Origin of the sequence: Bacillus sp. GC_Bacil_1 (assembly GCF_026540675.1) — a bacterium.
GTDB classification, from domain to species: domain Bacteria; phylum Bacillota; class Bacilli; order Bacillales; family Bacillaceae_G; genus Bacillus_A; species Bacillus_A cereus.
This window is the reverse complement of sequence record NZ_JALNUG010000003.1, coordinates 282,615-307,163: the sequence shown is the minus strand read 5'-3', so window position 1 is coordinate 307,163 and position 24,549 is coordinate 282,615. Positions and strand designations below refer to the sequence as shown.

Here is a 24,549-nt window from a genome sequence, read left to right as displayed (position 1 = left end):
GAGGAAATTTAGATAACTACTTGGAGGTGGCGTTGTGCCGTTAACACCATTAGATATTCATAACAAAGAATTTGGTCGCGGATTCCGTGGCTATGATGAAGATCAAGTAAATGAGTTTCTTGATCAAATTATCAAAGATTATGAATTGGTCATTCGTGAGAAAAAAGCTTTAGAAGAAAAAGTTGCGCAGTTAGAAGGGAAGTTAGATCATTTCTCTAATATTGAAGATACGTTAAACAAATCTATCGTTGTTGCGCAAGAAGCAGCGGAAGAAGTAAAACGTAATGCGCAAAAAGAAGCGAAATTAATTGTGCGTGAAGCTGAAAAGAATGCTGATCGTATTATTAACGAAGCATTAGTAAAATCAAGAAAAGTTGCTTTTGATATTGAAGAGCTAAAGAAACAAGCGAAAGTATTCCGAACTCGTTTCCGTATGTTATTAGAAACACAGCTTGAAATGTTAAACAACGATGATTGGGATAAACTAATTGAGTTAGAAGACGAAGTAGATGAACTGTTGAAAAAAGAAGAAACAGTGTAAGCTTGACGTTTTTCTCATTATTACATATAATTTTAAACAACATATTTATTAAGAAAAACGAAGATAGGGATAAGTACCTTTTCAAACCTTATATAGCGAACTGAGGATGGTGTAAGCTCAGGATAAGGAGATAGTGGGAATATCACCCTGGAGTTCCGCGCTGAATAAATAGAGTAAGCGTAGGCGTGTATTCGCGTTAAGAATATAAAGAGGATTCTATACATATGTATATGATCTACTAGGGTGGTACCGCGGGAGACTTTCTCGTCCCTTTTTGGGATGAGAAAGTCTCTTTTTTATTCCGTTTTTTAAGTATTTCTTTTATACATGTAAGGAGGAATTGAGCATGGAGTACAAAAATACATTACTGATGCCGAAAACAGAGTTCCCAATGCGTGGGAACTTACCAAAACGTGAGCCTGCAATGCAAGAAAAATGGGCTGAAATGAATATTTACGAAAAAGTACAAGAACATACAAAAGGTCGTCCTTTATTTGTATTGCATGATGGACCTCCATATGCGAATGGTGACATTCATATGGGACATGCATTAAATAAAGTATTAAAAGACTTTATTGTTCGTTATAAATCAATGACTGGTTTTAGTGCGCCATATGTTCCAGGATGGGATACGCACGGTTTACCAATTGAACAAGCTTTAACAAATAAAGGCGTAAAACGTAAAGAAATGACAGTTGCTGAGTTCCGTAAGTTATGTGCAGAGTATGCATATGAACAAGTAGAACGTCAACGTGAACAATTTAAGCGTTTAGGTGTACGTGCAGATTGGGATAATCCATATATTACTTTAGAGCCAGCTTATGAAGCACAACAAATTAAAGTGTTTGGTGACATGGCGAAAAAAGGTTATATCTATAAAGGTCAAAAACCAGTTTACTGGTCTCCAACGAGTGAATCTGCTTTAGCAGAAGCTGAAATTGAATATCAAGATAAAAAATCAGCATCTATTTACGTAGCATTCCCTGTAAAAGATGGAAAGAATGTATTAGAAGGTGATGAAAAGTACATCATTTGGACAACAACACCTTGGACATTACCTGCAAACTTAGGTATTTCTGTTCACCCAGAGCTTGAATATAGTATTGTAAAAGTAAATGATGAGAAATTTATCATTGCTTCTGAGCTGTTTGAGACAGTTGCAAAAACGTTAGAGTGGGAAAATGCTGAAGTTGTGAAAACAGTAAAAGGTAGCGAACTTGAGTACACAGTTGCAAAACATCCATTCTACGATCGTGATTCATTAGTTATGCTAGGAGATCACGTAACAACAGATGCAGGTACAGGTTGTGTTCATACAGCACCAGGACACGGGGAAGATGACTTCGTTGTTGGTAAAAAGTATGGATTAGAAGTACTTTGCCCAGTCGATGATAAAGGTGTATTAACAAATGAAGCACCTGGATTTGAAGGCTTATTCTATGATAAAGCTAACAAGCCAATTACAGAAAAATTAGAAGAAGTAGGCGCGTTACTGAAATTAACATTCATTACACATTCATACCCACATGATTGGAGAACGAAAAAACCAATTATTTTCCGTGCGACAGCACAGTGGTTTGCATCTATTGAAGCATTCCGTAAAGAATTAATAGAAGCTGTAGCGGAAACGAAATGGGTACCAGCATGGGGAGAAACTCGTCTTCATAATATGGTTCGTGACCGTGGTGACTGGTGTATTTCTCGTCAGCGTGCATGGGGTGTGCCAATTCCGGTATTCTATGCTGAGAATGGTGATTCAATTATTACGGATGAAACAATTAACCATGTAGCAGATTTATTCCGTGAACACGGTTCTAACGTATGGTTCGAGCGTGAAGCGAAAGATCTATTACCAGAAGGATTTACACATCCGGGTAGCCCAAATGGCGAATTCCGTAAAGAAACAGACATCATGGATGTATGGTTCGATTCAGGTTCTTCTCACCAAGCGGTATTAGAAGAGCGCGAAGATTTACAGCGTCCAGCTGATTTATATTTAGAAGGATCTGACCAGTATCGTGGTTGGTTTAACTCTTCATTATCAACAGCAGTTGCTGTAACAGGTAAAGCTCCATATAAAGGCGTATTAAGTCACGGTTTCGTATTAGATGGTGAAGGACGTAAAATGAGTAAGTCGATTGGAAACATCGTCGTACCGAAGAAAATTATGGATCAATTAGGCGGAGACATTTTACGCTTATGGGTATCTTCTGTTGACTATCAATCTGACGTACGTATTTCAGATGATATTTTAAAACAAGTAGCAGAAGTGTATCGTAAAATCCGTAACACATTCCGTTTCTTATTAGGAAACTTAGACGACTTTAAGCCAAGTGAAAATGCAGTAGCTGTAGCTGAACTTCGTGAAGTAGATCGTTACATGTTAGTGAAATTAAATGACTTAATTACAAAAGTTAAAGAAGCATATGAGACATACGACTTCGCTGCTGTGTATCATGCAATTCATAACTTCTGTACAATTGATTTAAGTTCATTCTACTTAGACTTTGCAAAAGACATTTTATACATTGAAGGTGCAAATCACGAAGATCGTCGTGCAATTCAAACTGTATTATATGATGTTCTTGTTGCGTTAACAAAACTTGTAACACCAATCTTACCGCATACAGCTGATGAAGTATGGCCATACATTCCAGGCGTAACAGAAGAAAGTGTACAATTAACTGATATGCCAGAAGCTGTACAATTAGATGACGCGGAAGCGTTAAAAACAAAATGGGATGCATTTATGACATTACGTGATGACGTGTTAAAAGCACTAGAAGTAGCTCGTAATGAAAAAGTAATCGGTAAGTCATTAAATGCAAGCATTACGCTATATCCAACTGCAGAAATGAAAGCTATGTTAGAGTCTATTAGCGAAGACTTAAAGCAATTATTCATCGTTTCTGAGTATAAACTTGGTGGTATGATGGATGAAGCGCCAGCAGATGCACCGAAGTATGAACATACAGCGGTTGTTGTTGCGCAAGCAACTGGTGAAACATGTGAACGTTGTTGGGTAGTTTCAGAAACGATTGGTAAAGATGCTGAACATGAAACATTATGTGAGCGTTGTGCAACAGTTGTTAAAGAAAACTATGTAAAATAATAAAAAACTGACTGCTATTCATGCAGTCAGTTTTTTTTGTTGATGGCATATCAAAAAAACTTTTCAGACTCTTTCCTGTGAAGGAAAAATGTGTGTGAGGTAAGCAAATAAATTTCGGACACACTAACTGTACATTACAGCTAGGAGGAATGTACACGTGAATGAAATTTACATGGAAATAAAAGAAGAATTGCAATTGATGAGAAAAGAGTTGCAAGAGAGACTAGCTAAAGAAGTAATGCACAAATATGATGTCGAGTTCAGCCAAGAGCTTGGATATGAAATTAAGGAAGAGATAAAGAAAAAATTGCTATTACATGATATAAAAGAGGATTTAAAGGATGTAGAACGCGCATTATTTAAAATGGAAATAGACATGTACGGTATTTGTGAAGAGACGGGGAGATTAATTTCGACAAAGCAAATGAAGACAATGCCGACTGCTCGTACGATTCATGAATTCTTCTATGAAAAGGTAAATGTATGAATACGCACAACGATATTATATTACCTTTTTTTAATTTATTTTATTCTTCTATAAAGGTTCATTGTGAAAAGGTAGCAGCTATGCTAAAATTTTGAGGTACACTGTCTTTGTGGGGGAAATGAAAATGATATATTATGTAATAGCGTTATTTGTCATTGCTATCGATCAAATATCGAAGTGGTTAATTGTAAAGAACATGGAATTGGGTACGAGTATTCCGATTATCGACAATGTATTATACATAACATCACATCGAAATAGAGGCGCTGCTTGGGGTATTTTAGAAAATAAAATGTGGTTCTTCTACATTATTACAGTTGTTTTTGTAGTGTTTATCGTATTTTATATGAAAAAGTATGCGAAAACAGACAAGCTTCTAGGTATTTCGTTAGGTCTAATTTTGGGCGGGGCAATTGGTAACTTTATTGATCGTGTATTTAGACAAGAAGTAGTGGATTTCATTCACGTGTATATTTTCTCGTACAACTATCCAGTATTCAATATAGCTGATTCAGCATTATGTATTGGTGTTGTATTAATTATTATTCAAACATTATTAGAAGGCAAGAAAGCGAAGGAGTAATTGAATGAGTGAAGTAGTACAAGTAACAGTTGCAGCAGAGCAAAAAAACGAGCGAATTGATAAATTCGTTACAGGGATAAATAACGAATGGTCACGTTCACAAGTACAGCAATGGATTAAAGATGATGTTGTGACAGTGAACGGGAAAGCAGTAAAAGTGAATTATAAAGTAAAAGAAGAAGATGAAATTACAGTAACGATTCCTGAGCCAGAAGCGCTAGATATTCAACCAGAGGATTTAAATTTAGAAATTTATTATGAAGATGCAGATGTGCTTGTTGTAAATAAGCCACGTGGCATGGTTGTACATCCAGCACCAGGGCATACAAGTGGTACACTTGTAAACGGCCTTATGCACCATTGTACAGACTTATCAGGCATTAACGGTGTAATGCGTCCAGGTATCGTGCATCGTATTGATAAAGATACATCTGGACTATTAATGGTTGCTAAAAATGATATGGCACATGAATCGCTTGTAAATCAGCTTGTAGCCAAAACAGTAACGAGACGTTACAAAGCGATTGTACACGGTGTGATTCCGCATGATAAGGGAACTATCGATGCACCAATTGGTCGTGATAAGAAAGAGCGTCAAAGTATGACAGTTGATGAAAATGGTAAGAACGCTGTTACGCACTTCCAAGTGTTAGAACGTTTTAAAGACTTCACACTTGTAGAATGTCGCTTAGAAACGGGACGTACGCACCAAATTCGTGTTCATATGAAATATATTGGCTATCCACTTGCAGGAGATCCGAAGTATGGTCCGAAGAAAACATTAGATATGAATGGACAAGCACTTCATGCGGGTATTTTAGGCTTTGATCATCCTCGTACTGGTGAATATATTCAGTTTGAGGCACCGATTCCAGAAGTGTTTGAAGACGCATTAAATATTTTACGAAAATAGTATTGACAAATCATAAGAAAACTGAGATACTGACAACAGTTAAATAATGATCCTTTAACACAGCCCCGTGAGGTTGAGAAGGTAACGGTTTGAAATACTTAGGGTATGTTGTACCCTTTTTTCAAAAGTCCTCTCGCACACGCTGAGAGGACTTTTTTTATACCATTACTCTCACGCAAGAAAAAAAGCTTGGAGGTGTAGAGCATGCAAGAGAAAGCTGTCGTTTTAGATGACCAAATGATTCGCCGCGCTTTAACACGAATTAGTCATGAAATCGTGGAACGAAATAAAGGTGTCGATAATTGTGTTCTTGTCGGAATTAAAACTCGTGGAATTTTTATTGCACAACGTTTGGCAGAACGAATTGGTCAAATTGAAGGAAAAGAAATGGAAGTTGGAGAGTTAGACATTACGTTATATCGTGATGATTTAACACTACAATCCAAAAATAAAGAACCACTTGTAAAAGGTTCTGATATCCCTGTAGATATTACGAAGAAAAAAGTTATCCTCGTTGATGACGTATTATATACAGGAAGAACAGTTCGAGCAGCAATGGATGCTCTTATGGATTTAGGTAGACCATCTCAAATTCAATTGGCGGTTCTTGTTGATAGAGGTCATCGTGAATTACCAATTCGCGCTGATTATGTAGGAAAGAACATTCCAACATCAAGTGAAGAGCGTATCGAAGTTGATTTGCAAGAGACAGATCAACAAGATCGAGTAAGCATATACGATAAGTAAAGCCCTTTTAAATGTAGTCCTGTGAGGCTGCCAAAGGGTCTTGGCTTTCATATGTCAAATTTGGCATACGAAAGTATAGGACTCTTTGTGCACAGGCACAAAGAGTTTTTTTATTGCAAAGATTTAAACTGAAGGAGGATGTAACAATGGAACAAAAGCCAGTGTTAGACGTTAATGAAGTACCGAAACCGGGAAAATGGTTATTTTTAAGTATACAACATTTGTTCGCGATGTTTGGATCAACAGTGCTTGTTCCGTTTTTAACAGGATTGAATCCATCAGTAGCATTAATATCAAGTGGATTAGGAACGCTAGCGTTTCTTCTTATAACGAAAGGTCAAGTACCAGCATATTTAGGATCATCATTCGCCTTTATCGCACCGATTATAACAGCGAAAACGGCAGGTGGGCCGGGAGCAGCAATGCTTGGTGGTTTGCTAGCAGGGCTTGTGTACATCTTAATCTCACTCGGAATTAAGAAATCAGGATCAGAGTGGATTATGAAACTACTACCACCAATCGTAGTTGGTCCAGTAGTAATGGTAATCGGTCTAGCTTTAGCACATACAGCAGTTAACATGGCGATGAACGGTGCGGATGGCAAATACAGCTTTACACATTTTTCAGTAGCATTAGTAACATTAGCAATTACAATCATTTGCTCGATATTCGGAAGAGGATTTTTCAGTATCATACCAGTGTTACTTGGCATTATCGGCGGATATATCTTCGCTTACTTCCAAGGGCTAGTAGACTTAAAGCCGGTAGCTGAGGCAAAATGGTTTGTTGTACCAGATTTCACAGTACCATTTGTAACATATACACCAGAGTTTTCATGGAAGATTGTACTCTTGATGGTACCAGTTGCACTAGTAACAATATCAGAACATATCGGACATCAAATTGTACTTGGAAATGTTATTAAAAGAGATTTAATTGAAAAACCAGGTTTACACCGTTCGATCTTCGGTGACGGAGTAGCAACATTAATTGCATCACTAATCGGTGGGCCACCGAATACAACGTATGGTGAAAACATCGGTGTGCTAGCAATTACGAGAGCATACAGTGTATACTTATTCATCGGTTCAGCAGTATTCGCAATCATGTTCGGATTTATCGGTAAGATTTCTGCACTGATTCATTCGATCCCAACACCAGTTATGGGCGGGGTATCAATCTTACTATTCGGTGTAATCGCATCAAGCGGATTACGCATGATGGTAGATGATAAAACAGATTTAAGTGACAAACGAAACTTAATGATTGCATCAGTAATACTAGTAATCGGTATTGGTGGAGCGGTACTTCACGTAGGGGATTCATTCCAAGTCGAAGGAATGGCGCTTGCAGCAATTGTAGGTGTACTGTTAAATCTACTACTACCAGAATCAAAACAAGAAAAACATACAAAACAATCTAAGCAGATTGCTTCATAAAAATAACCTTTTAATTCAGTCCTGTGAGACGGAAAAGGGTGGCTTCTTCCTTGCACCCTAGTCTTACATGACTAGGGTATTTTTATGCAAAGGTTGTTATAAAAATACAAAAGTGGTAACATAAAAATCAGAAAGATGAGGGATGACGATGAGCCATTTGTTAACGATGAGTGAATTATCGGAAGTAGAAATTTCAGAAATCCTAAAAGACGCAGAAGATTTTGCGAATGGAAAAGAGAGCAAAACGACAGAGCAAACTTTTGTTGCAAACTTGTTCTTTGAGAATAGTACGAGAACGAGATTTAGCTTTGAAGTTGCTGAGAAGAGATTAGAACTAGATGTTTTAAACTTTTCAGCTGACGCATCTAGCGTACAAAAAGGAGAAACTTTATACGATACGATAAGAACACTAGAATCAATCGGAACAAAAGCAGTGGTCATCCGCCATGAGCAAGATCGCTACTTCGATGAACTAAAAGATCAGGTGAATATCCCGATCTTAAACGCTGGAGATGGATGTGGAAACCACCCAACGCAGTGCCTACTCGACCTTCTTACAATTAAACAAGAGTTTGGAAGATTTGAAGGTTTGAAGATTGCAATAGTAGGAGATGTTCGTCATAGCCGAGTAGCACGTTCTAATGCAGAAGCATTAACGAAGCTTGGTGCAACAATTTACTTTGCAAGTCCAGAAGAGTGGAAAGGTGAAGACAACACATTTGGAACATACAAACCATTAGATGAACTTGTTCCAGAAGTGGATGTAATGATGTTACTCCGTGTACAACATGAGCGTCATGATCATTATGAAACAGACATTATGAAAGAATATCATGAGAAACACGGATTAACAGTAGAAAGAGAAAAGCATATGAAAGAAGGAAGCATTATTATGCATCCAGCTCCCGTAAACCGTGATGTTGAAATTGCAAGTGAACTTGTTGAGTGTGAGCGTTCACGCATATTTAAACAAATGGAAAATGGAGTTTACGTAAGAATGGCTGTACTAAAACGCGCCTTACCAAATGTATTAGGAGGAATGAAACATGAATTACTTGTTTAAAAATGGTCGTTATATGAATGAAGAAGGAAAAATTGTAGCAACAGATCTTCTCGTACAAGACGGTAAAATCGCTAAGGTAGCAGAAAATATTACGGCAGATAATGCTGAAGTAATCGATGTGAACGGAAAGTTAATCGCACCTGGATTAGTAGATGTACACGTACATCTTCGTGAACCAGGTGGTGAACATAAAGAAACAATTGAAACAGGTACACTAGCAGCGGCAAAAGGTGGATTCACTACAATTTGTGCAATGCCAAATACACGTCCGGTACCAGATTGCAGAGAACATATGGAAGACTTGCAAAATCGTATTAAAGAAAAAGCACATGTCAACGTACTACCATACGGAGCAATTACAGTACGTCAAGCTGGTTCTGAAATGACAGATTTCGAAACATTAAAAGAACTTGGAGCATTTGCTTTCACAGATGACGGCGTAGGCGTACAAGATGCGAGCATGATGTTAGCGGCTATGAAACGTGCAGCAAAATTAGATATGGCAGTAGTTGCGCACTGTGAAGAGAATACGCTTATTAATAAAGGTTGTGTACATGAAGGGAAGTTTTCTGAGAAACACGGATTAAACGGTATCCCATCAGTATGTGAATCTGTACATATTGCAAGGGATATATTGCTTGCGGAAGCAGCAGATTGTCACTATCACGTATGTCACGTAAGTACGAAAGGTTCAGTACGTGTAATCCGTGATGCGAAACGCGCTGGAATTAAAGTAACAGCAGAAGTAACACCACATCACCTAGTGTTATGTGAAGATGATATCCCATCAGCTGATCCTAATTTTAAAATGAACCCACCGCTTCGTGGAAAAGAAGACCATGCAGCATTAATTGAAGGTTTATTAGATGGAACGATCGATATGATCGCAACTGACCATGCACCGCATACAGCGGAAGAGAAAGCACAAGGAATTGAAAGAGCACCATTCGGAATTACTGGTTTTGAAACAGCATTCCCGCTTCTATACACAAACCTTGTGAAAAAAGGAGTCATTACGCTAGAACAGTTAATTCAATATTTAACAGAAAAGCCAGCTGATACATTTGGCTTAGAAGCAGGTCGCCTGAAAGAAGGTAGAACAGCTGATATTACAATCATTGATTTAGAACAAGAAGAAGAGATTGATCCAACAACATTCTTATCAAAAGGAAAAAATACACCATTCGCAGGTTGGAAATGCCAAGGATGGCCGGTAATGACAATCGTTGGTGGTAAGATCGCATGGCAAAAGGAGAGTGCATTAGTATGAAAAGACAACTTATCTTAGAAGATGGAACAGTATTAATTGGAAAAGGTTTCGGAGGAGAAATCGAAAAGTCAGGTGAGGTTGTATTTACAACAGGAATGACTGGATATCAAGAAACATTATCTGATCCATCATATTGCGGTCAAATCGTAACATTCACGTACCCATTAATCGGAAACTACGGCATTAACCGTGACGATTTCGAATCGATTCACCCATCTGTAAATGGTTTAATCGTAAACGAAATTTGTGATCATCCATCAAACTTCCGTAATGAAATTTCGTTAAATGATTACTTAAAAGAAAGAAACATCCCGGGATTAGCAGGAATTGATACGAGAAAATTAACGAGAAAAATTCGTCAATACGGTACATTACGCGGACGCCTTTGTAACATGGATGCAGATGTAGAATACATCGTGAGCCAATTAAAAGCGACAGTATTTACAGATCACGTGAAACGCGTATCGACGAAAGATCCATACCCAAGTCCAGGACGCGGACACCGAGTTGTACTTGTAGACTTCGGAATGAAACATGGTATTTTACGAGAATTAAATAAGCGTGACTGTGATGTAATTGTAGTTCCTTACAACACAACAGCAGAAGAAATTTTACGCCTTAGCCCAGATGGAATTATGTTAAGTAACGGACCTGGGGATCCAAAAGATGTACCAGAAGCAATTGAAATGTTAAAAGACATTATCGGTAAAGTTCCTTTATTCGGAATTTGCCTAGGACATCAATTGTTCGCTCTAGCATCTGGTGCAAATACAAGTAAGTTGAAATTCGGTCACCGTGGTTTAAACCATCCAGTAAAAAATCTTGCAACTGGAAAAGTAGCAATTACATCTCAAAACCATGGTTACGCAGTAGAAGAAGAATCAGTTGAAAATACAGAGCTTGAAATTACACATGTTGCTTTAAATGATGGAACAGTAGAAGGTCTTCGTCATAAGAAGTTCCCAGCATTTACAGTACAATACCATCCAGAAGCTTCAGCAGGACCTGAAGATGCAAATGATTTATTCGAAGATTTCTTAGCAATGATTGAAAACTTCAAGAAAGAAGGGGAAGAGTTATGCCAAAACGCCTAGACATTAACACAATTTTAGTAATCGGATCAGGACCAATTGTAATTGGGCAAGCAGCGGAGTTTGACTACTCTGGTACACAAGCTTGTCAATCTCTAAGAGAAGAAGGTTACAAAGTAATCCTTGTTAACTCTAACCCAGCAACAATTATGACAGATACTGCAACAGCAGATAAAGTATATATCGAACCATTAACATTAGAATTCGTAAGCCGTATTATTCGTAAAGAACGTCCAGATGCAATCTTACCAACATTAGGTGGTCAAACAGGGTTAAATATGGCTGTTGAACTTGCGAAATCAGGCATACTTGAAGAATGCGGAGTTGAAATTTTAGGAACGAAATTATCAGCTATCGAGCAAGCGGAGGATCGCGATTTATTCCGTACATTAATGCAGGATTTAAATGAACCAATTCCATCTAGTACGATCATTCATACGCTGGAAGAAGCACATGAATTTGTAAAAGAAATTGGTTATCCAGTTATTGTTCGCCCAGCATTTACAATGGGAGGAACAGGTGGCGGAATTTGTAGTAATGAAGAAGAACTAATTGAAATCGTATCCGGTGGATTAAAACATAGTCCAGTAACACAATGTTTATTAGAAAAGAGCATTGCTGGTTGTAAGGAAATTGAATATGAAGTAATGCGTGATTCGAATGATAACGCGATTGTAGTATGTAACATGGAAAACATCGATCCAGTTGGGGTTCACACAGGTGATTCTATCGTAGTAGCACCAAGCCAAACATTAAGCGACCGTGAATATCAAATGTTACGAAACACTTCATTACGAATTATTCGTGCATTAGGAATTGAAGGTGGATGTAACGTTCAGCTTGCACTAGATCCACATAGCTTCCAATACTATGTAATCGAAGTAAACCCACGTGTAAGTCGTTCATCCGCACTAGCATCTAAAGCGACTGGATATCCAATTGCAAAATTAGCAGCGAAAATTGCAGTCGGCTTAACATTAGATGAAATCATAAACCCAGTAACACAAAAAACTTACGCTTGCTTCGAGCCAGCATTAGACTATGTTGTTTCAAAAATTCCACGCTGGCCATTTGATAAGTTTGAATCAGCAAACAGAACACTTGGTACACAAATGAAGGCAACTGGTGAAGTTATGTCAATCGGACGTAACTTAGAGCAATCATTATTAAAAGCGGTTCGTTCTTTAGAGCTTGGCATTTATCACTTAGAATTAGACCACTTAAAAGAACTTGATAAAGAAACAATGAAAAAACGCATTATTAAAGCAGACGATGAGCGACTGTTTATTGTAGCAGAAGCAATTCGTCAAGGTGTAACGAAAGAAGAAATCAACGAATGGTGTGAAATGGACTTCTTCTTCTTACAAAAAATTGAAAACATCGTAAATATGGAACGCGAAGTAAAAGCGAATGTAGGAAATATGGAAGTACTACAAGCTGCGAAAGAAATGGGCTTCAGTGATCACTACATTGCAGCTGCTTGGAACAAAACGGAGCGTGAAATTTACGATATGCGTAAAGAAAGCAATATAACTCCTGTTTATAAAATGGTAGATACTTGTGCGGCAGAGTTTGAATCTGCAACACCATACTACTACAGCACATATGGTGATGAGAATGAATCGGTGATAACAGATCGTAAGAGTGTTGTTGTACTAGGGTCTGGTCCAATCCGTATCGGTCAAGGGGTTGAGTTTGACTATGCAACAGTTCACTCTGTATGGGCAATTAAAGAAGCTGGATATGAGGCAATCATTGTTAATAACAATCCAGAAACAGTTTCAACAGACTTCAGTATTTCTGACAAATTATACTTTGAACCATTAACAATCGAAGATGTAATGCACATCATTGATTTAGAAAAACCAGAAGGCGTTATTGTTCAGTTCGGTGGACAAACGGCAATTAACTTAGCGGCGAAATTAGAGGCTCACGGTGTGAAAATCTTAGGAACATCACTTGAAGACTTAGACCGTGCAGAAGATCGTGATAAATTTGAAGCTGCTTTAACAAAACTTGGTATCCCGCAACCAGTTGGTAAAACAGCAACGACTGTAGAACAAGCGGTAGCAATCGCAGAAGAAATTGGTTATCCAGTATTAGTAAGACCATCTTACGTACTAGGTGGACGTGCGATGGAAATCGTATATCGTCAAGAAGAACTGCTGCACTACATGAAAAATGCAGTTAAAGTTCATGCAGATCACCCAGTATTAATCGACCGTTACATGGTTGGTAAAGAAATTGAAGTAGATGCAATTTCAGATGGTGAGAATGTATTCATTCCAGGTATTATGGAACATATTGAACGCGCTGGAGTTCACTCTGGTGACTCAATTGGAGTATATCCACCACAAAGTTTATCTGAAAAACTAAAAGAACAAATCATTGAACATACAATTGCACTTGGAAAAGGATTAAACATTGTTGGATTACTAAATATCCAGTTTGTAGTATTCAAAGATCAAGTGTACGTAATTGAAGTAAACCCACGTGCAAGCCGTACAGTACCGTTCTTAAGTAAAATTACAGGCGTACCGATGGCGAATGTTGCAACGAAAGTTATTTTAGGGCAAGACCTAGTAGAGCAAGGATACGGAACGGGCTATCACCCAGAAGAGAAAGAAGTATATGTAAAAGCTCCGGTATTCTCATTCGCGAAACTACGTTCAGTTGATACAACATTAGGACCTGAAATGAAATCAACAGGGGAAGTAATGGGTAAAGACTTAACGCTTGAAAAAGCATTATATAAAGGATTAGTTGCTTCAGGAATTAACATCCCAACGCACGGATCAGTAATCATTACTGTAGCGGATAAAGATAAAGAAGAGGCGATGGAAATTGCAAAACGTTTCCACGAAATCGGCTATAACTTATTAGCAACAGCTGGAACAGCACAATCATTAGAAGAGCAAAATATCCCAGTACAAGTTGTAAACAAAATTGATTCTGAAGACTACAACTTACTAGATATTATCCGTCAAGGAAAAGCACAGTTTGTAATTAACACATTAACAAAAGGTAAACAACCAGCGCGTGATGGTTTCCGCATTCGCCGTGAATCAGTAGAAAATGGTGTGGCTTGCTTAACATCACTTGATACAACAAGAGCAATCTTACGAGTATTAGAATCTATGACATTCTCAGCTCATTCAATGAAAGAAATTACGCAAACAAAGCGTCACGAGGTGGTACATGCATGATGCAAAAGCAAAATATGATCGTCGTTAATCAAAAAGAAATCGCAAAAAACATTTACGAGTTAGTGCTTCAAGGAACTTTAGTACAGCAAATGAACGAACCAGGGCAGTTTGTACACATTAAGGTAGCAGAGGGCATTGCGCCCCTTCTGCGCCGCCCAATTAGTATTTGTAATGTAGATCAAGAGAAGAACGAATTTACAATGCTATATCGTGCCGAAGGACAAGGGACAAAAACATTAGCAACTAGAAAACAAGGTGAAATGGTAGATGTACTAGGACCATTAGGACACGGTTTTCCTGTAGAAGAAGCAGAAGCTGGTCAAACAGCTTTACTAGTAGGCGGGGGAATTGGTGTACCACCACTTTATGAATTATCACAGCGCCTCGTTGCAAAAGGTGTACGTGTTATTCACATCTTAGGCTTTCAAACGAAAGATGTAGTTTTCTATGAAGAAAAATTTGCAGAACTTGGTGATACGTACGTTGCAACAGTAGACGGTACACACGGTACAAAAGGATTTGTCACAGATGTAATTGATAATTACGGAATTGACTTTGATATTCTTTATTCATGTGGTCCGTTAGCGATGCTTCGTGCATTAGAAGGACGTTACAAAGAGAAAAAAGCCTATATTTCATTAGAAGAACGTATGGGCTGTGGTATTGGAGCTTGTTTCGCGTGTGTATGCCACTTACAAGAAGATCCAAGTGGACATTCTTACAAGAAGGTGTGTAGCGACGGACCAGTATTTCCAATCGGGGAGGTTGTACTATGAACAGATTGCAAGTTGAATTACCAGGATTATCATTAAAAAATCCAATTATACCGGCATCTGGATGCTTTGGGTTTGGTCGTGAATATGCACAGTTTTACGATTTAAGTGTATTAGGATCAATCATGATTAAAGCGACGACAGAACAACCACGTTATGGAAATCCGACGCCTCGTGTTGCTGAAACACCAGGCGGCATGCTAAATGCAATCGGACTTCAAAACCCGGGATTAGACAAAGTAATGAATTCGGAATTACCATGGTTAGAACAATTTGACCTTCCAATTATTGCAAACGTTGCAGGCTCACAAGCTGAGGATTACGTAGCGGTTGCGAAGGAAATTTCTAAAGCGCCTAATGTCCATGCACTAGAATTAAATATTTCTTGTCCGAACGTAAAAACAGGTGGTATCGCCTTTGGTACAAATCCTGAAATTGCTGCTGATTTAACGAAGCGAGTAAAAGAGGTTTCTGAAGTACCTGTATACGTGAAGTTGTCACCGAACGTGGCAAACATTGTGGAAATTGCAAAAGCGATTGAAAATGCAGGTGCAGATGGTTTAACGATGATTAATACATTGCTTGGTATGCGTCTAGATTTAAAAACAGCTAAACCAATTTTAGCAAACCGTACAGGTGGATTATCAGGTCCTGCGATTAAGCCAGTAGCAATTCGTATGGTACATGAAGTAAGCCAAGCGGTAAACATTCCGATTATCGGAATGGGTGGTATTGAGACAGCGGAAGATGTAATTGAATTCTTCTATGCTGGCGCAAGCGCAGTTGCAGTAGGTACAGCGAACTTTATCGATCCGTTCGTATGTCCGACAATTATTGAAGAGTTACCAGCGTTACTAGATGAATTAGGATTTGATCACATTTCGGAATGTCAAGGAAGGAGCTGGAAGCAAACATGTCACAGTCGTTAATCGTTGCATTAGATTTTCCAGGGAAACAAGATGTAGAACAATTCTTGCGCCACTTTGAAGGGGAAGAGTTATTTGTCAAAGTTGGTATGGAGTTATTTTACAAAGAAGGCCCTGCGATTATTACGTACTTAAAAGAAAAAGGACATAAGATTTTTCTAGATTTAAAACTTCATGATATTCCGAATACAGTAAAAAGCGCTATGCGTAGCCTAGCTAGTCTAGATGTTGATATGGTAAATGTTCATGCTGCAGGGGGAAGCAGTATGATGAAAGCTGCGATTGAGGGATTAGAGGAAGGTAAGCAAGAAGGAAAAGAGAGACCGATTTGTATTGCAGTTACACAACTAACAAGCACTTCGGAAGCTATGATGAAAAAAGAGATTGGCATTGAGAAAACGTTAGAAGAAGCGGTTGCTCATTATGCAAAACTAACGAAAGAAAGTGGACTTGATGGCGTTGTTTGTTCAACACTTGAAGTTCCAAAATTACGTGAAGTATGCGGAAATGAATTTGTAACAGTAACACCGGGGATTCGTCTTGCAAGCGATGATGTAAATGACCAGGTGCGCGTAGCAACACCGAAACGTGCGAGGGAACTTGGCTCAAGCTACATCGTAGTTGGACGTAGTATTACAAAAGCAGAAAATCCGCTTGAAGCGTATAAAACAGTAAAACAACAGTGGGAAGGTGTAACAGTATGAAAAAAGAAATCGCATCGCATTTATTAGAAATTGGAGCAGTATTTTTACAACCGAACGATCCATTCACATGGTCTTCAGGTATGAAATCACCAATTTATTGTGATAACCGTTTAACTTTATCTTATCCAAAAGTACGTCAAGCGATTGCAGCTGGATTAGAAGAGTTGATTAAAGAGCACTTCCCAACTGTAGAAGTTATTGCAGGAACAGCAACTGCTGGTATTGCGCACGCTGCATGGGTAAGCGATCGTATGGATTTACCAATGTGCTACGTACGTAGTAAAGCAAAAGGTCACGGTAAAGGGAACCAAATCGAAGGAAAAGCTGAAAAAGGTCAAAAAGTAGTAGTAGTAGAGGACCTAATTTCAACTGGCGGTAGTGCAATTACATGTGTAGAAGCACTTCGCGAAGCTGGCTGTGAAGTATTAGGGATCGTATCAATCTTCACATACGAGCTAGAAGCAGGAAAAGAAAAGTTAGAAGCAGCGAACGTAGCATCATATTCTTTAAGTGATTACAGTGCATTAACTGAAGTTGCAGCAGAAAAAGGTATGATTGGACAAGCTGAAACGAAGAAATTACAAGAGTGGCGTAAAAATCCAGCTAACGAAGCTTGGATCACAGCGTAACACGAAAAAAGACGACCGCGGGGGAACGCGGTCGTTTTTTATATCATTGTTAAAACTTCAAGTAAAGTTCCATCAATATCAAAGAAAATCATATTACAATCTCCTTAACTACTTAGCGCTTTCTGCAAGCTCATATCCTCTTACAAACAATAAAGTCATATAAGAAACAATAAATGAGAAGATGCTGTACATGCCAACCCAAAAGAAAAATTTTGGAGTAAAGGCGATAACACCTATTATTAAAAAACTAGCAAACGTTACAATCGGCATTACGTAATACGTTTTCGTCTTGCGCGTTCCAATAACAGAAACGATAAAGATAAGTAATGGACAAATTAATAAGACGAAAATCAATTCATTCATAGGTATGTCCCCTTTTCTAATTGCAGTAATCTGTTTCTCGTAAACGTTTTGAAATAATTACTCTCCTAATATAATTTCGCTAAGTAATAACGAATCCCTCTTGAAAACTGATAATTCATGATGAATTTTACAAGCAAAAAACGTAAGCAAGAGAACACTTGCTTACGTTATAGAATAAACATCGCAACGATCGTGGTGACAATTAAACCGATAACAACCGGTAAAAAGTTTCGGCGTGCAAGTTCAAATGGATCGACTTTACAAATCGCAGCAGCAGGAATAAGTGCCCAAGGAATTAACGTCCCGCCCCCGGTCCATATAGCTGCAATTTGCCCGAGTGCTGTTAATGTAGCTGTTCCATGGCCAAGTGCTGTTCCAAAAAGATTGGCAATGGAACCAGCAAGTGATATACCTGAAAAACCTGATCCATCTAAGCCGGTAATGACACCAACGATGGTTAATGTCCCTGCCGATACATATTGATTTAAAGGAACAGTTTGAGATAAAGCGATGCCTAAGTCGTTAATGATTCCGTGTGAACCTTTCGGTAAATAGTCCCCGATAATTTTTACAAATCCACTATCTCCTAAATAAAAGAGTGCAGCGATAGGAATAACTGGTCCGAAAATTTTAAAGCCAAATTGGAGCCCTTCTATGAAATAATCGGTCGTTTTATTCAGTCCATTTCCTTTGTAGGCGATGAGGGAAATGATGATAATCATAATAACAGTCGTTCCGCCGATAAGTGCAGTTGCGTCGCTTCCTTGTAATTTAAATTGAATCATGCAAAGGATATCAATGATATATATGATAGGGATACAAATAGCGAGCCATTTTTTTATGCGAGAAGATAATGAAGTGAGCGTTTTAGAAGACTCAGTTGATGGAATAGCTTCTTGTATAGATAAGCCTGTATGAAACTCTTTTCGTAAGAAGAAAAAAGCGACAGAAGTTGTCACAATGCCCATAACGATAACGAGTGGAACACTTGCAGATACGATGCTGGAAACAGGGAGACCAGCCGCGTCTGCAGTTAATTTCGGTGCACCTTGAATAACGAAGTCTCCAGATAAGGCGATGCCGTGTCCAAATAAGTTCATAGCAATTGCAACCCCAATTGGAGGAAGGCCGACACGTACAGCAACCGGTAATAAAATAGCTCCCATTAAGGCGACAGCTGGAGAAGGCCAAAAGAAGAAAGAAATGGTCATCATTAAAAGGCCGATAATCCAGTAGGCGAGTGTAGGTGTACGAATCATTTTTGTAAATGGTGAAATCATCGTATCATTTATGCCAGTATGAACGAGTAAATTGCTCATTGATACGATAATGGAGATGATTAATATAGTTGGTAATAGCTCAGTAATGGCGTAAATGAAACTTTGAAAAATTCCGCTAATGGCAAGAGGGATAGAACTTGTTGCAGTTAATGCTAATAAAAAGATAAAAACGATACAAATGATAGTCGTATCTTTTCGGAGAATAAAAAAGGTAATAATAGTGAGTAAACAAATAATGTAGAGAGCGTGTAATAGCGTTAATTCAACTCCCATAACATTCACATCCTTTAGGCATTCGTGTAGTGTATTGTATGAAAGCAGTGAAAGTATGTGAGTATAGGAAAAAGAAAAAAATTTCATGTACTGTAATGGTGAGAACGATAAATGGATGTTACAATACAGTTAATCCTAAAAAATGAATAAAAGAAAGTGCCACCTTATATGGTGGCACTTTCTTATTTTACTGCATGAGCTTTTTGCATCTTTTTAATTAAACGAATTTGTCCACGATGATTGATTTCATCTTCAAAAACGTGAAACCACTTAAAATAGTTATTTGCTGGTTTGTCATACCAAAAGTCTGTCGTTTTAAATAACCATTCATCAGGTAACGATTGAAAAGTCTCGATTGTTTTGGAACGTACTTCTTGTAATGTATTTATGTAAAATTCTATAGCGTTTCCTTTTATTTTCTCACGTCCAAGATCGCCTAATTCAATGCCAGGTAACCAGCGTTCTAATTCAGCCTCCGTTGGTTCACGGTCTTCAAAAGTATGAATCTGGTAGTAAAATTCAATAGCGGCCATATGGTACAATAACATGCCAATTGAATTTGTGTCCTTATCATATAAATAATCAAGTTCCTCAATTGTTAAACCTTCCACCCCTTGCATTGTTGTATAGCGAGCGTAATTCATCATGGAAACAAGATTTGAAAATTCAGGCTGTAACCCATCTATCTTATCAATTACAAAATTCAATTTAAATTCCCCCTCTTAAACGATGACTCCAGAGAAAGAATTCTATGTGCAACGAAAAACTCCTTTAAAAAAGGTCGTGATTTCAACAAGGAATAACAATTAGTTCTCGATTTGATTTTGTAATAACTTCATATCCATCTTTTGTAATGACGATATCATCTTCAATTCTACAACCGCCCCAGTTCGGAATGTAAATACCAGGTTCAACTGTAACAACCATACCTTCTTCTAAAGTAGCCGTACTTTCTTGAGATAAGCGAAGAGGTTCATGTATTTCTAACCCAAGACCGTGCCCAGTAGAGTGGCCAAAGTATTGACCGTATCCATGTTCTGTAATGTAATCCCTCGTTATATCATCGATACTTTTCGCAGTTTCTCCAGGCTTAATCGCTTCAGTCCCACGTTTTAACGCTTCTCGTACAACATTGTATATTTTTTTGAATTCTTCCGATGGTTCCCCTATTGCTACAGTACGTGTTATATCGGAACAATATCCGTCGTAAAGTGCACCGAAGTCTAATGTAACGATATCCCCTCGTTCGATTATTTTATTTGATGCAACTCCATGGGGAAGTGAAGAACGAACGCCTGAGGCTACAATGATTTGGAATGAAGAAGATGTAGCCCCTTTTTTTCGCATGAAAAATTCTAATTCATCTCGTACAGCATTTTCACTTATTCCTGGTTTTAGAAACGTAAGAATGTGGTGAAATGCTTCGTCCGCGATATTAGCTGCAATTTTCATTGTTTCTATTTCAGGCGTGTCTTTAATGATACGAATATTTTCGATAATTTCGCACACTTGAATCATTTCCGCCTGTACGTATTTTTGCAAGTTTTTATATTGTTGCAATGTCATGTTGTTTTCTTCAATTCCAAGTTTTTGAATGTTTAATTTCGATACTTGATGTGCAATTTCTTTTTCTAAATTTCCTTTATGCATAATAATTTCAACATCTTTTATTTGTGATTTCGCTTGATCTACATAGCGGAAATCAGTGATAAAAACAGCTTGATCGGCAGAGATTAAGACGACGCCAGCGCTACCTGTAAAGCCTGTTGCATATTGACGGTTTTCTTTCTTTGTAATAAGTAACCCGTCGATTCCGTAATTATGTAGTTGTTTTTGGATGTTAGTTATTCTTATATTCATTTTAATTCCTCCTTTTTACATTAATAAAGCAAGAATTGTGCCAATATATTTATTTAGAATAAAAGAGAAGAGGGTAGCTGTGTGTCAAAAAAACTAGACGGATGTAAAATAAATATATATAAAATTTTTACAGTAAGTTTTTATGTGAATGAACAATAATGTAAACTTGCAAACAAAATCTTTTTAATTTAAGTATTATATTTTTTGTATAAATAAATTAAAAAATTGGGTTAAGGAATGTGAATGTATGAAGAAATTAAGTAAAGTAATGTCATTTTGTTTGGCCGCTAGTATGCTTGTTATAACGGGGTGTGAAACAAGTGAAAACAAAGTTCAAGTGAATAAAATGATTGACCAGCTTGATGAAGCGCCAGAAGTGACAGAAAAAGAAGCAAAAAAGATTGTAAGAAAGAGTGTAGATGGAATAGCAAATGCGTTTAGTGAGATGGAAAAAGAAAATGGATGGAGCCGAAATAATCCTGGGGATTTAGAGACAGCTAAAAAAGGAGTTAAAGGATTGGTTTCAGAAAAGTTTGTAGAGAATCAAGCTTCCTGAATTGCTTGCTAACTTTAATAGATCGAGAGAGACTGATATGTTACCATTCCCAAATTATTTTCAAACTGAAATAAGATTTTCTTCTTCACAAGATAAAGAAAATTTAACGGTACATACATTAAGTTTAGAAGATGAAATAGGTAATGCGGCCCAAGATTGGGAATTTCATTTGGTGTATAAAGAAGGGGAATGGTTAATGGATAAATGGTCATTCGTTTTTCCTGAAGATTTAAAACTTACAAAAGAAGAAGCAAATAGAATTTTAAAAATGCCAGACGATAAGAATGTGTCATTTGTAAGTGAAGAAAATAGTGGCGATAAGAAATACATATTCAAAGATAGTAACGGATTAATTACTGTAAATGCGAAAACATCTCTTATTTCATACAATGTAGATAAAAATAGGTATGAAAAGGTAACGAAAGAAAGAAATATTCAAGAAATAGAACAAGTACAGAGAAAGGATTCGAGTGCGTATACAGGCTCAAAAGAAGAGAAACAATCGCGAAAAGAATCTTTTTCAAAGATAGATAGAGCAAATATTTTAAGTGAATTAGCTGCTATAGATAAACAAGAAAAACATACGAATGCTATGTCAACCAATGATATAGTAAATGAAATAGAAGGAAATTATGAACTGTGGGATAATAAACTAAATGAAATTTACAGTACATTAAAAAGTACGATGTCACCTGATGCGTTTCAGTCGTTAAAAACGAAACAAATTGCGTGGGTTAAAGAAAAAGAAAGTAAAGTTAAAGCAATTGGTACTGATACAAATAACGGAACGATGAGGCGTATAGAAGCTTCAGAAGAGAAATATAAGATGACAAAAGCAAGATGTTATGAATTAGTAAATGGGTATATGAACTAGTGTGAACGAATATAAAAAATGCGTTGCTTATAAGCAACGCATTTTTGTATTTACGCTTTTAATTTCATTACAATATCAGCATCTGGTGTTACATATACGGTTTGCTGATTGTCGTACGTAACAAAACCAAGTTTTGCACCACTCGGTTTTTTCACATGGCGTATTTTAGTGAAATCAACAGGTACAGAGCTAGACTCTTTCGCTTTACTGTAATAAGCGGCAATTTTGGCAGCTTCTAGTAAAGTTTCTTCAGCAGGCTCTAAAGAACGAATGACAACGTGAGAGCCAGGTATGTCTTTCGTATGTAACCAAATTTCATCACGGCGGGCAAACTTCGTTGTTAAATAATCATTTTGTTTATTGTTTTTACCAACGAAAATCTCTGTGCCATCACTTGCTAAATATTTATCTAATACTGGCTTAGTAGGCTTTTTCTTTGCGTTTTTCGTTTTGCGATTGCGCACATAACCTTCTTCAGCTAATTCCTCACGAATTTCTTCAATATCTTTTGAAGAAGCAGCTTCCATTTGTTGAAGTAAGCTATCAAAATAAAGAATTTCTTCATTGGTTTTTTCAATTTGTTCTTCTACAACAACAACTGAATTTTTTGCCTTTTGATACTTTTGGAAATAGCGTTGTGCATTTTCAGATGGTGTTTTTAAAGGATCTAATGTGATTTTTACAGTTCCGCCATTTTCATCGTAATAATTAACGACCTCAATATCTTTATCGCCTTTTTTCAAAGCGTACATATTAGCTGTAAGTAGCTCTCCAAATAGTTGATATTTATCTGCTTTTCCAGCATCTTGCAGTGTTTTTTCGAGTTTAATGAGTTTTTTCTCGTTTTTATTTTTTTCATTTTGCATAAAGCGTTCTAAATCATGAGCTTGTTGTTTTACACGATCGCGCTCTGCTTTTCCGAAAAAGAAACGATCAAGCAATTCACTAACAGATGAGAACGTCTTATCTTCTCCTTGCAAGTGTGCAAGAGGGAAAAGATAAAAGAATTCTTTCCCATTTGAAGTAGTCATCGCTGGTGAATATGTATGAGTTAATAATGGTTTTTGTATGGAGAAAAATGCATCCGCTAATGCTTTTTCATTTACCATACCAGCTTTTTTCACTACTTCTTTTGCGAATAACGGGGATATTCCCGTAAAGGTGCCGACAAGCTGTTTATCCATGTTTCCAGATAGAAAGTCTAGTGGTCTAATAAATTCATCATTTGTTTCAATCTGAAGTGGGTTAATTTTATGTTGTGCTGGTGGTGCAATATATTCAGCTCCAGCGTATACAGTACGATGGCGGTTTACCGCTAAAGATATGTGTTTTAAGCTATCTAAAATAACGTTTGTTTTCGTATCTACTAAGATAATGTTACTATGTCGGCCCATTATTTCGATTACTAATGTTTTTAATGATTCGTCTCCAATTTCATTCCGACTGCGAACTGTAATTTGAATAATACGTTCTAAGTCAATTTGTTCAATTTTTTCAATAAACCCACCTTCTAAATGTTTACGAAGAAGCATACAAAACATTGGCGGTATTGCTGGTGAATCGTAGTTTTGATTCGTTAAGTGCAGACGCGCATATGTAGGGTGAGACGAAAGAATTAGTTTTTGGTTCTTTCCGTTTGCTCGAATATGTAATAAAATCTCATACTTTGAAGGTTGATATATTTTGGAAATTCTTCCTGTGTAAAGAGAATTTGCAATTTCATGTGTAATTGCTCTTGTAAATAATCCATCGAATGCCATAAATGAACACTCCTTTCTAACTAAAAGTTAATTATAGCATTTTTTTGGACGAGGCTGAATAAGCTTTCAATAGAGTATGTCTGGAATCAGGAGGTCGAT

The 24,549-nt window shown here is 37.3% G+C and carries 20 protein-coding genes, 2 pseudogenes and 1 other annotated feature; of the genes and pseudogenes, 17 read left to right on the top strand and 5 right to left on the bottom strand.

Features of this window, described 5'->3' with window-relative positions:
* Positions 1-34 precede the first annotated feature (34 nt).
* From divIVA to pyrE, 15 genes are all read left to right on the top strand, one after another.
* The gene (gene divIVA / locus OXT04_RS06875; protein WP_001131611.1) at positions 35-541 is read left to right on the top strand and encodes a septum site-determining protein DivIVA; all 507 of its coding nucleotides are present in this window, start codon (positions 35-37) and stop codon (positions 539-541) included.
* A 51-nt stretch (positions 542-592) separates the two neighbouring features.
* Positions 593-816: a binding site (T-box leader), on the top strand.
* Positions 817-887: 71 nt separating this feature from the next.
* Positions 888-3,653: an isoleucine--tRNA ligase gene (ileS2, locus tag OXT04_RS06870; protein WP_267414055.1), complete on the top strand. Its 2,766-nt coding sequence runs from the start codon at positions 888-890 to the stop codon at positions 3,651-3,653.
* A 157-nt stretch (positions 3,654-3,810) separates the two neighbouring features.
* Positions 3,811-4,140, top strand: a complete 330-nt coding sequence (locus OXT04_RS06865; protein ID WP_001002956.1) for a TraR/DksA C4-type zinc finger protein — start codon at positions 3,811-3,813, stop codon at positions 4,138-4,140.
* 124 nt (positions 4,141-4,264) lie between these two features.
* Positions 4,265-4,723 (top strand): lipoprotein signal peptidase LspA, encoded by a 459-nt coding sequence (lspA, locus tag OXT04_RS06860; RefSeq protein WP_000642180.1) that lies wholly within the window; start codon positions 4,265-4,267, stop codon positions 4,721-4,723.
* A gap of 4 nt (positions 4,724-4,727) precedes the next feature.
* A complete protein-coding gene (locus tag OXT04_RS06855; protein ID WP_000005832.1) occupies positions 4,728-5,636 on the top strand; it encodes an RluA family pseudouridine synthase in 909 nt (302 codons plus the stop codon).
* A gap of 204 nt (positions 5,637-5,840) precedes the next feature.
* On the top strand, positions 5,841-6,383 hold the full coding sequence (pyrR, locus tag OXT04_RS06850; RefSeq protein WP_001156491.1) for a bifunctional pyrimidine operon transcriptional regulator/uracil phosphoribosyltransferase: 543 nt from the start codon (positions 5,841-5,843) through the stop codon (positions 6,381-6,383).
* A gap of 146 nt (positions 6,384-6,529) precedes the next feature.
* Positions 6,530-7,822: a uracil permease gene (gene uraA / locus OXT04_RS06845; RefSeq protein ID WP_000435927.1), complete on the top strand. Its 1,293-nt coding sequence runs from the start codon at positions 6,530-6,532 to the stop codon at positions 7,820-7,822.
* A gap of 148 nt (positions 7,823-7,970) precedes the next feature.
* Positions 7,971-8,885 (top strand): aspartate carbamoyltransferase, encoded by a 915-nt coding sequence (gene pyrB, locus OXT04_RS06840; protein ID WP_267414053.1) that lies wholly within the window; start codon positions 7,971-7,973, stop codon positions 8,883-8,885.
* Entirely contained in the window at positions 8,869-10,155 is a 1,287-nt protein-coding gene (gene pyrC / locus OXT04_RS06835) for a dihydroorotase (protein ID WP_001108371.1), read from the top strand. Before pyrB ends, pyrC begins: the two co-directional genes overlap by 17 nt.
* Positions 10,152-11,249: a carbamoyl phosphate synthase small subunit gene (locus OXT04_RS06830; protein ID WP_000828670.1), complete on the top strand. Its 1,098-nt coding sequence runs from the start codon at positions 10,152-10,154 to the stop codon at positions 11,247-11,249. Before pyrC ends, OXT04_RS06830 begins: the two co-directional genes overlap by 4 nt.
* Positions 11,234-14,452 (top strand): carbamoyl-phosphate synthase large subunit, encoded by a 3,219-nt coding sequence (gene carB / locus OXT04_RS06825; protein ID WP_001126128.1) that lies wholly within the window; start codon positions 11,234-11,236, stop codon positions 14,450-14,452. Before OXT04_RS06830 ends, carB begins: the two co-directional genes overlap by 16 nt.
* Positions 14,449-15,228, top strand: coding sequence for a dihydroorotate oxidase B electron transfer subunit (pyrK, locus tag OXT04_RS06820; protein ID WP_000983359.1), 780 nt, complete (start codon positions 14,449-14,451; stop codon positions 15,226-15,228). Before carB ends, pyrK begins: the two co-directional genes overlap by 4 nt.
* Positions 15,225-16,154, top strand: a complete 930-nt coding sequence (pyrD, locus tag OXT04_RS06815) for a dihydroorotate oxidase B catalytic subunit (protein ID WP_001081049.1) — start codon at positions 15,225-15,227, stop codon at positions 16,152-16,154. Before pyrK ends, pyrD begins: the two co-directional genes overlap by 4 nt.
* Positions 16,139-16,855 (top strand): orotidine-5'-phosphate decarboxylase, encoded by a 717-nt coding sequence (pyrF, locus tag OXT04_RS06810; RefSeq protein WP_000083496.1) that lies wholly within the window; start codon positions 16,139-16,141, stop codon positions 16,853-16,855. The genes pyrD and pyrF overlap by 16 nt, the downstream gene beginning before the upstream one ends.
* Positions 16,852-17,484, top strand: coding sequence for an orotate phosphoribosyltransferase (pyrE, locus tag OXT04_RS06805; protein ID WP_000711449.1), 633 nt, complete (start codon positions 16,852-16,854; stop codon positions 17,482-17,484). Before pyrF ends, pyrE begins: the two co-directional genes overlap by 4 nt.
* A gap of 108 nt (positions 17,485-17,592) precedes the next feature.
* Here pyrE and OXT04_RS06800 read toward each other — a convergent pair whose 3' ends face one another.
* On the bottom strand, positions 17,593-17,847 hold the full coding sequence (locus tag OXT04_RS06800) for a YbeF family protein (protein ID WP_001003933.1): 255 nt from the start codon (positions 17,845-17,847) through the stop codon (positions 17,593-17,595).
* A 167-nt stretch (positions 17,848-18,014) separates the two neighbouring features.
* Entirely contained in the window at positions 18,015-19,400 is a 1,386-nt protein-coding gene (locus OXT04_RS06795; protein WP_000537865.1) for a hypothetical protein, read from the bottom strand.
* 38 nt (positions 19,401-19,438) lie between these two features.
* Between OXT04_RS06795 and OXT04_RS29770 the strand changes: the two are divergent.
* A pseudogene (locus OXT04_RS29770) lies at positions 19,439-19,540 on the top strand (YoqO family protein); the annotation flags it as partial.
* Between the two features lie 42 nt (positions 19,541-19,582).
* Here OXT04_RS29770 and OXT04_RS06790 read toward each other — a convergent pair.
* Together OXT04_RS06790 and OXT04_RS06785 are read right to left on the bottom strand one after the other, a co-directional pair.
* Positions 19,583-20,107 (bottom strand): DinB family protein, encoded by a 525-nt coding sequence (locus OXT04_RS06790; protein ID WP_001012043.1) that lies wholly within the window; start codon positions 20,105-20,107, stop codon positions 19,583-19,585.
* A gap of 82 nt (positions 20,108-20,189) precedes the next feature.
* Positions 20,190-21,260 (bottom strand): M24 family metallopeptidase, encoded by a 1,071-nt coding sequence (locus OXT04_RS06785; protein ID WP_267414048.1) that lies wholly within the window; start codon positions 21,258-21,260, stop codon positions 20,190-20,192.
* A gap of 247 nt (positions 21,261-21,507) precedes the next feature.
* On the opposite strand from OXT04_RS06785, the pseudogene OXT04_RS06780 reads away from it, so the two are divergent.
* Positions 21,508-22,690 (top strand): annotated as a pseudogene (locus OXT04_RS06780) (lysozyme inhibitor LprI family protein).
* A 50-nt stretch (positions 22,691-22,740) separates the two neighbouring features.
* On the opposite strand, the gene OXT04_RS06775 reads toward OXT04_RS06780, so the two are convergent.
* Positions 22,741-24,450 carry an Rqc2 family fibronectin-binding protein gene (locus OXT04_RS06775; protein WP_000863271.1) on the bottom strand — a complete coding sequence of 570 codons (1,710 nt, stop codon included), beginning with the start codon at positions 24,448-24,450 and terminating at the stop codon, positions 22,741-22,743.
* Positions 24,451-24,549: the final 99 nt, after the last annotated feature.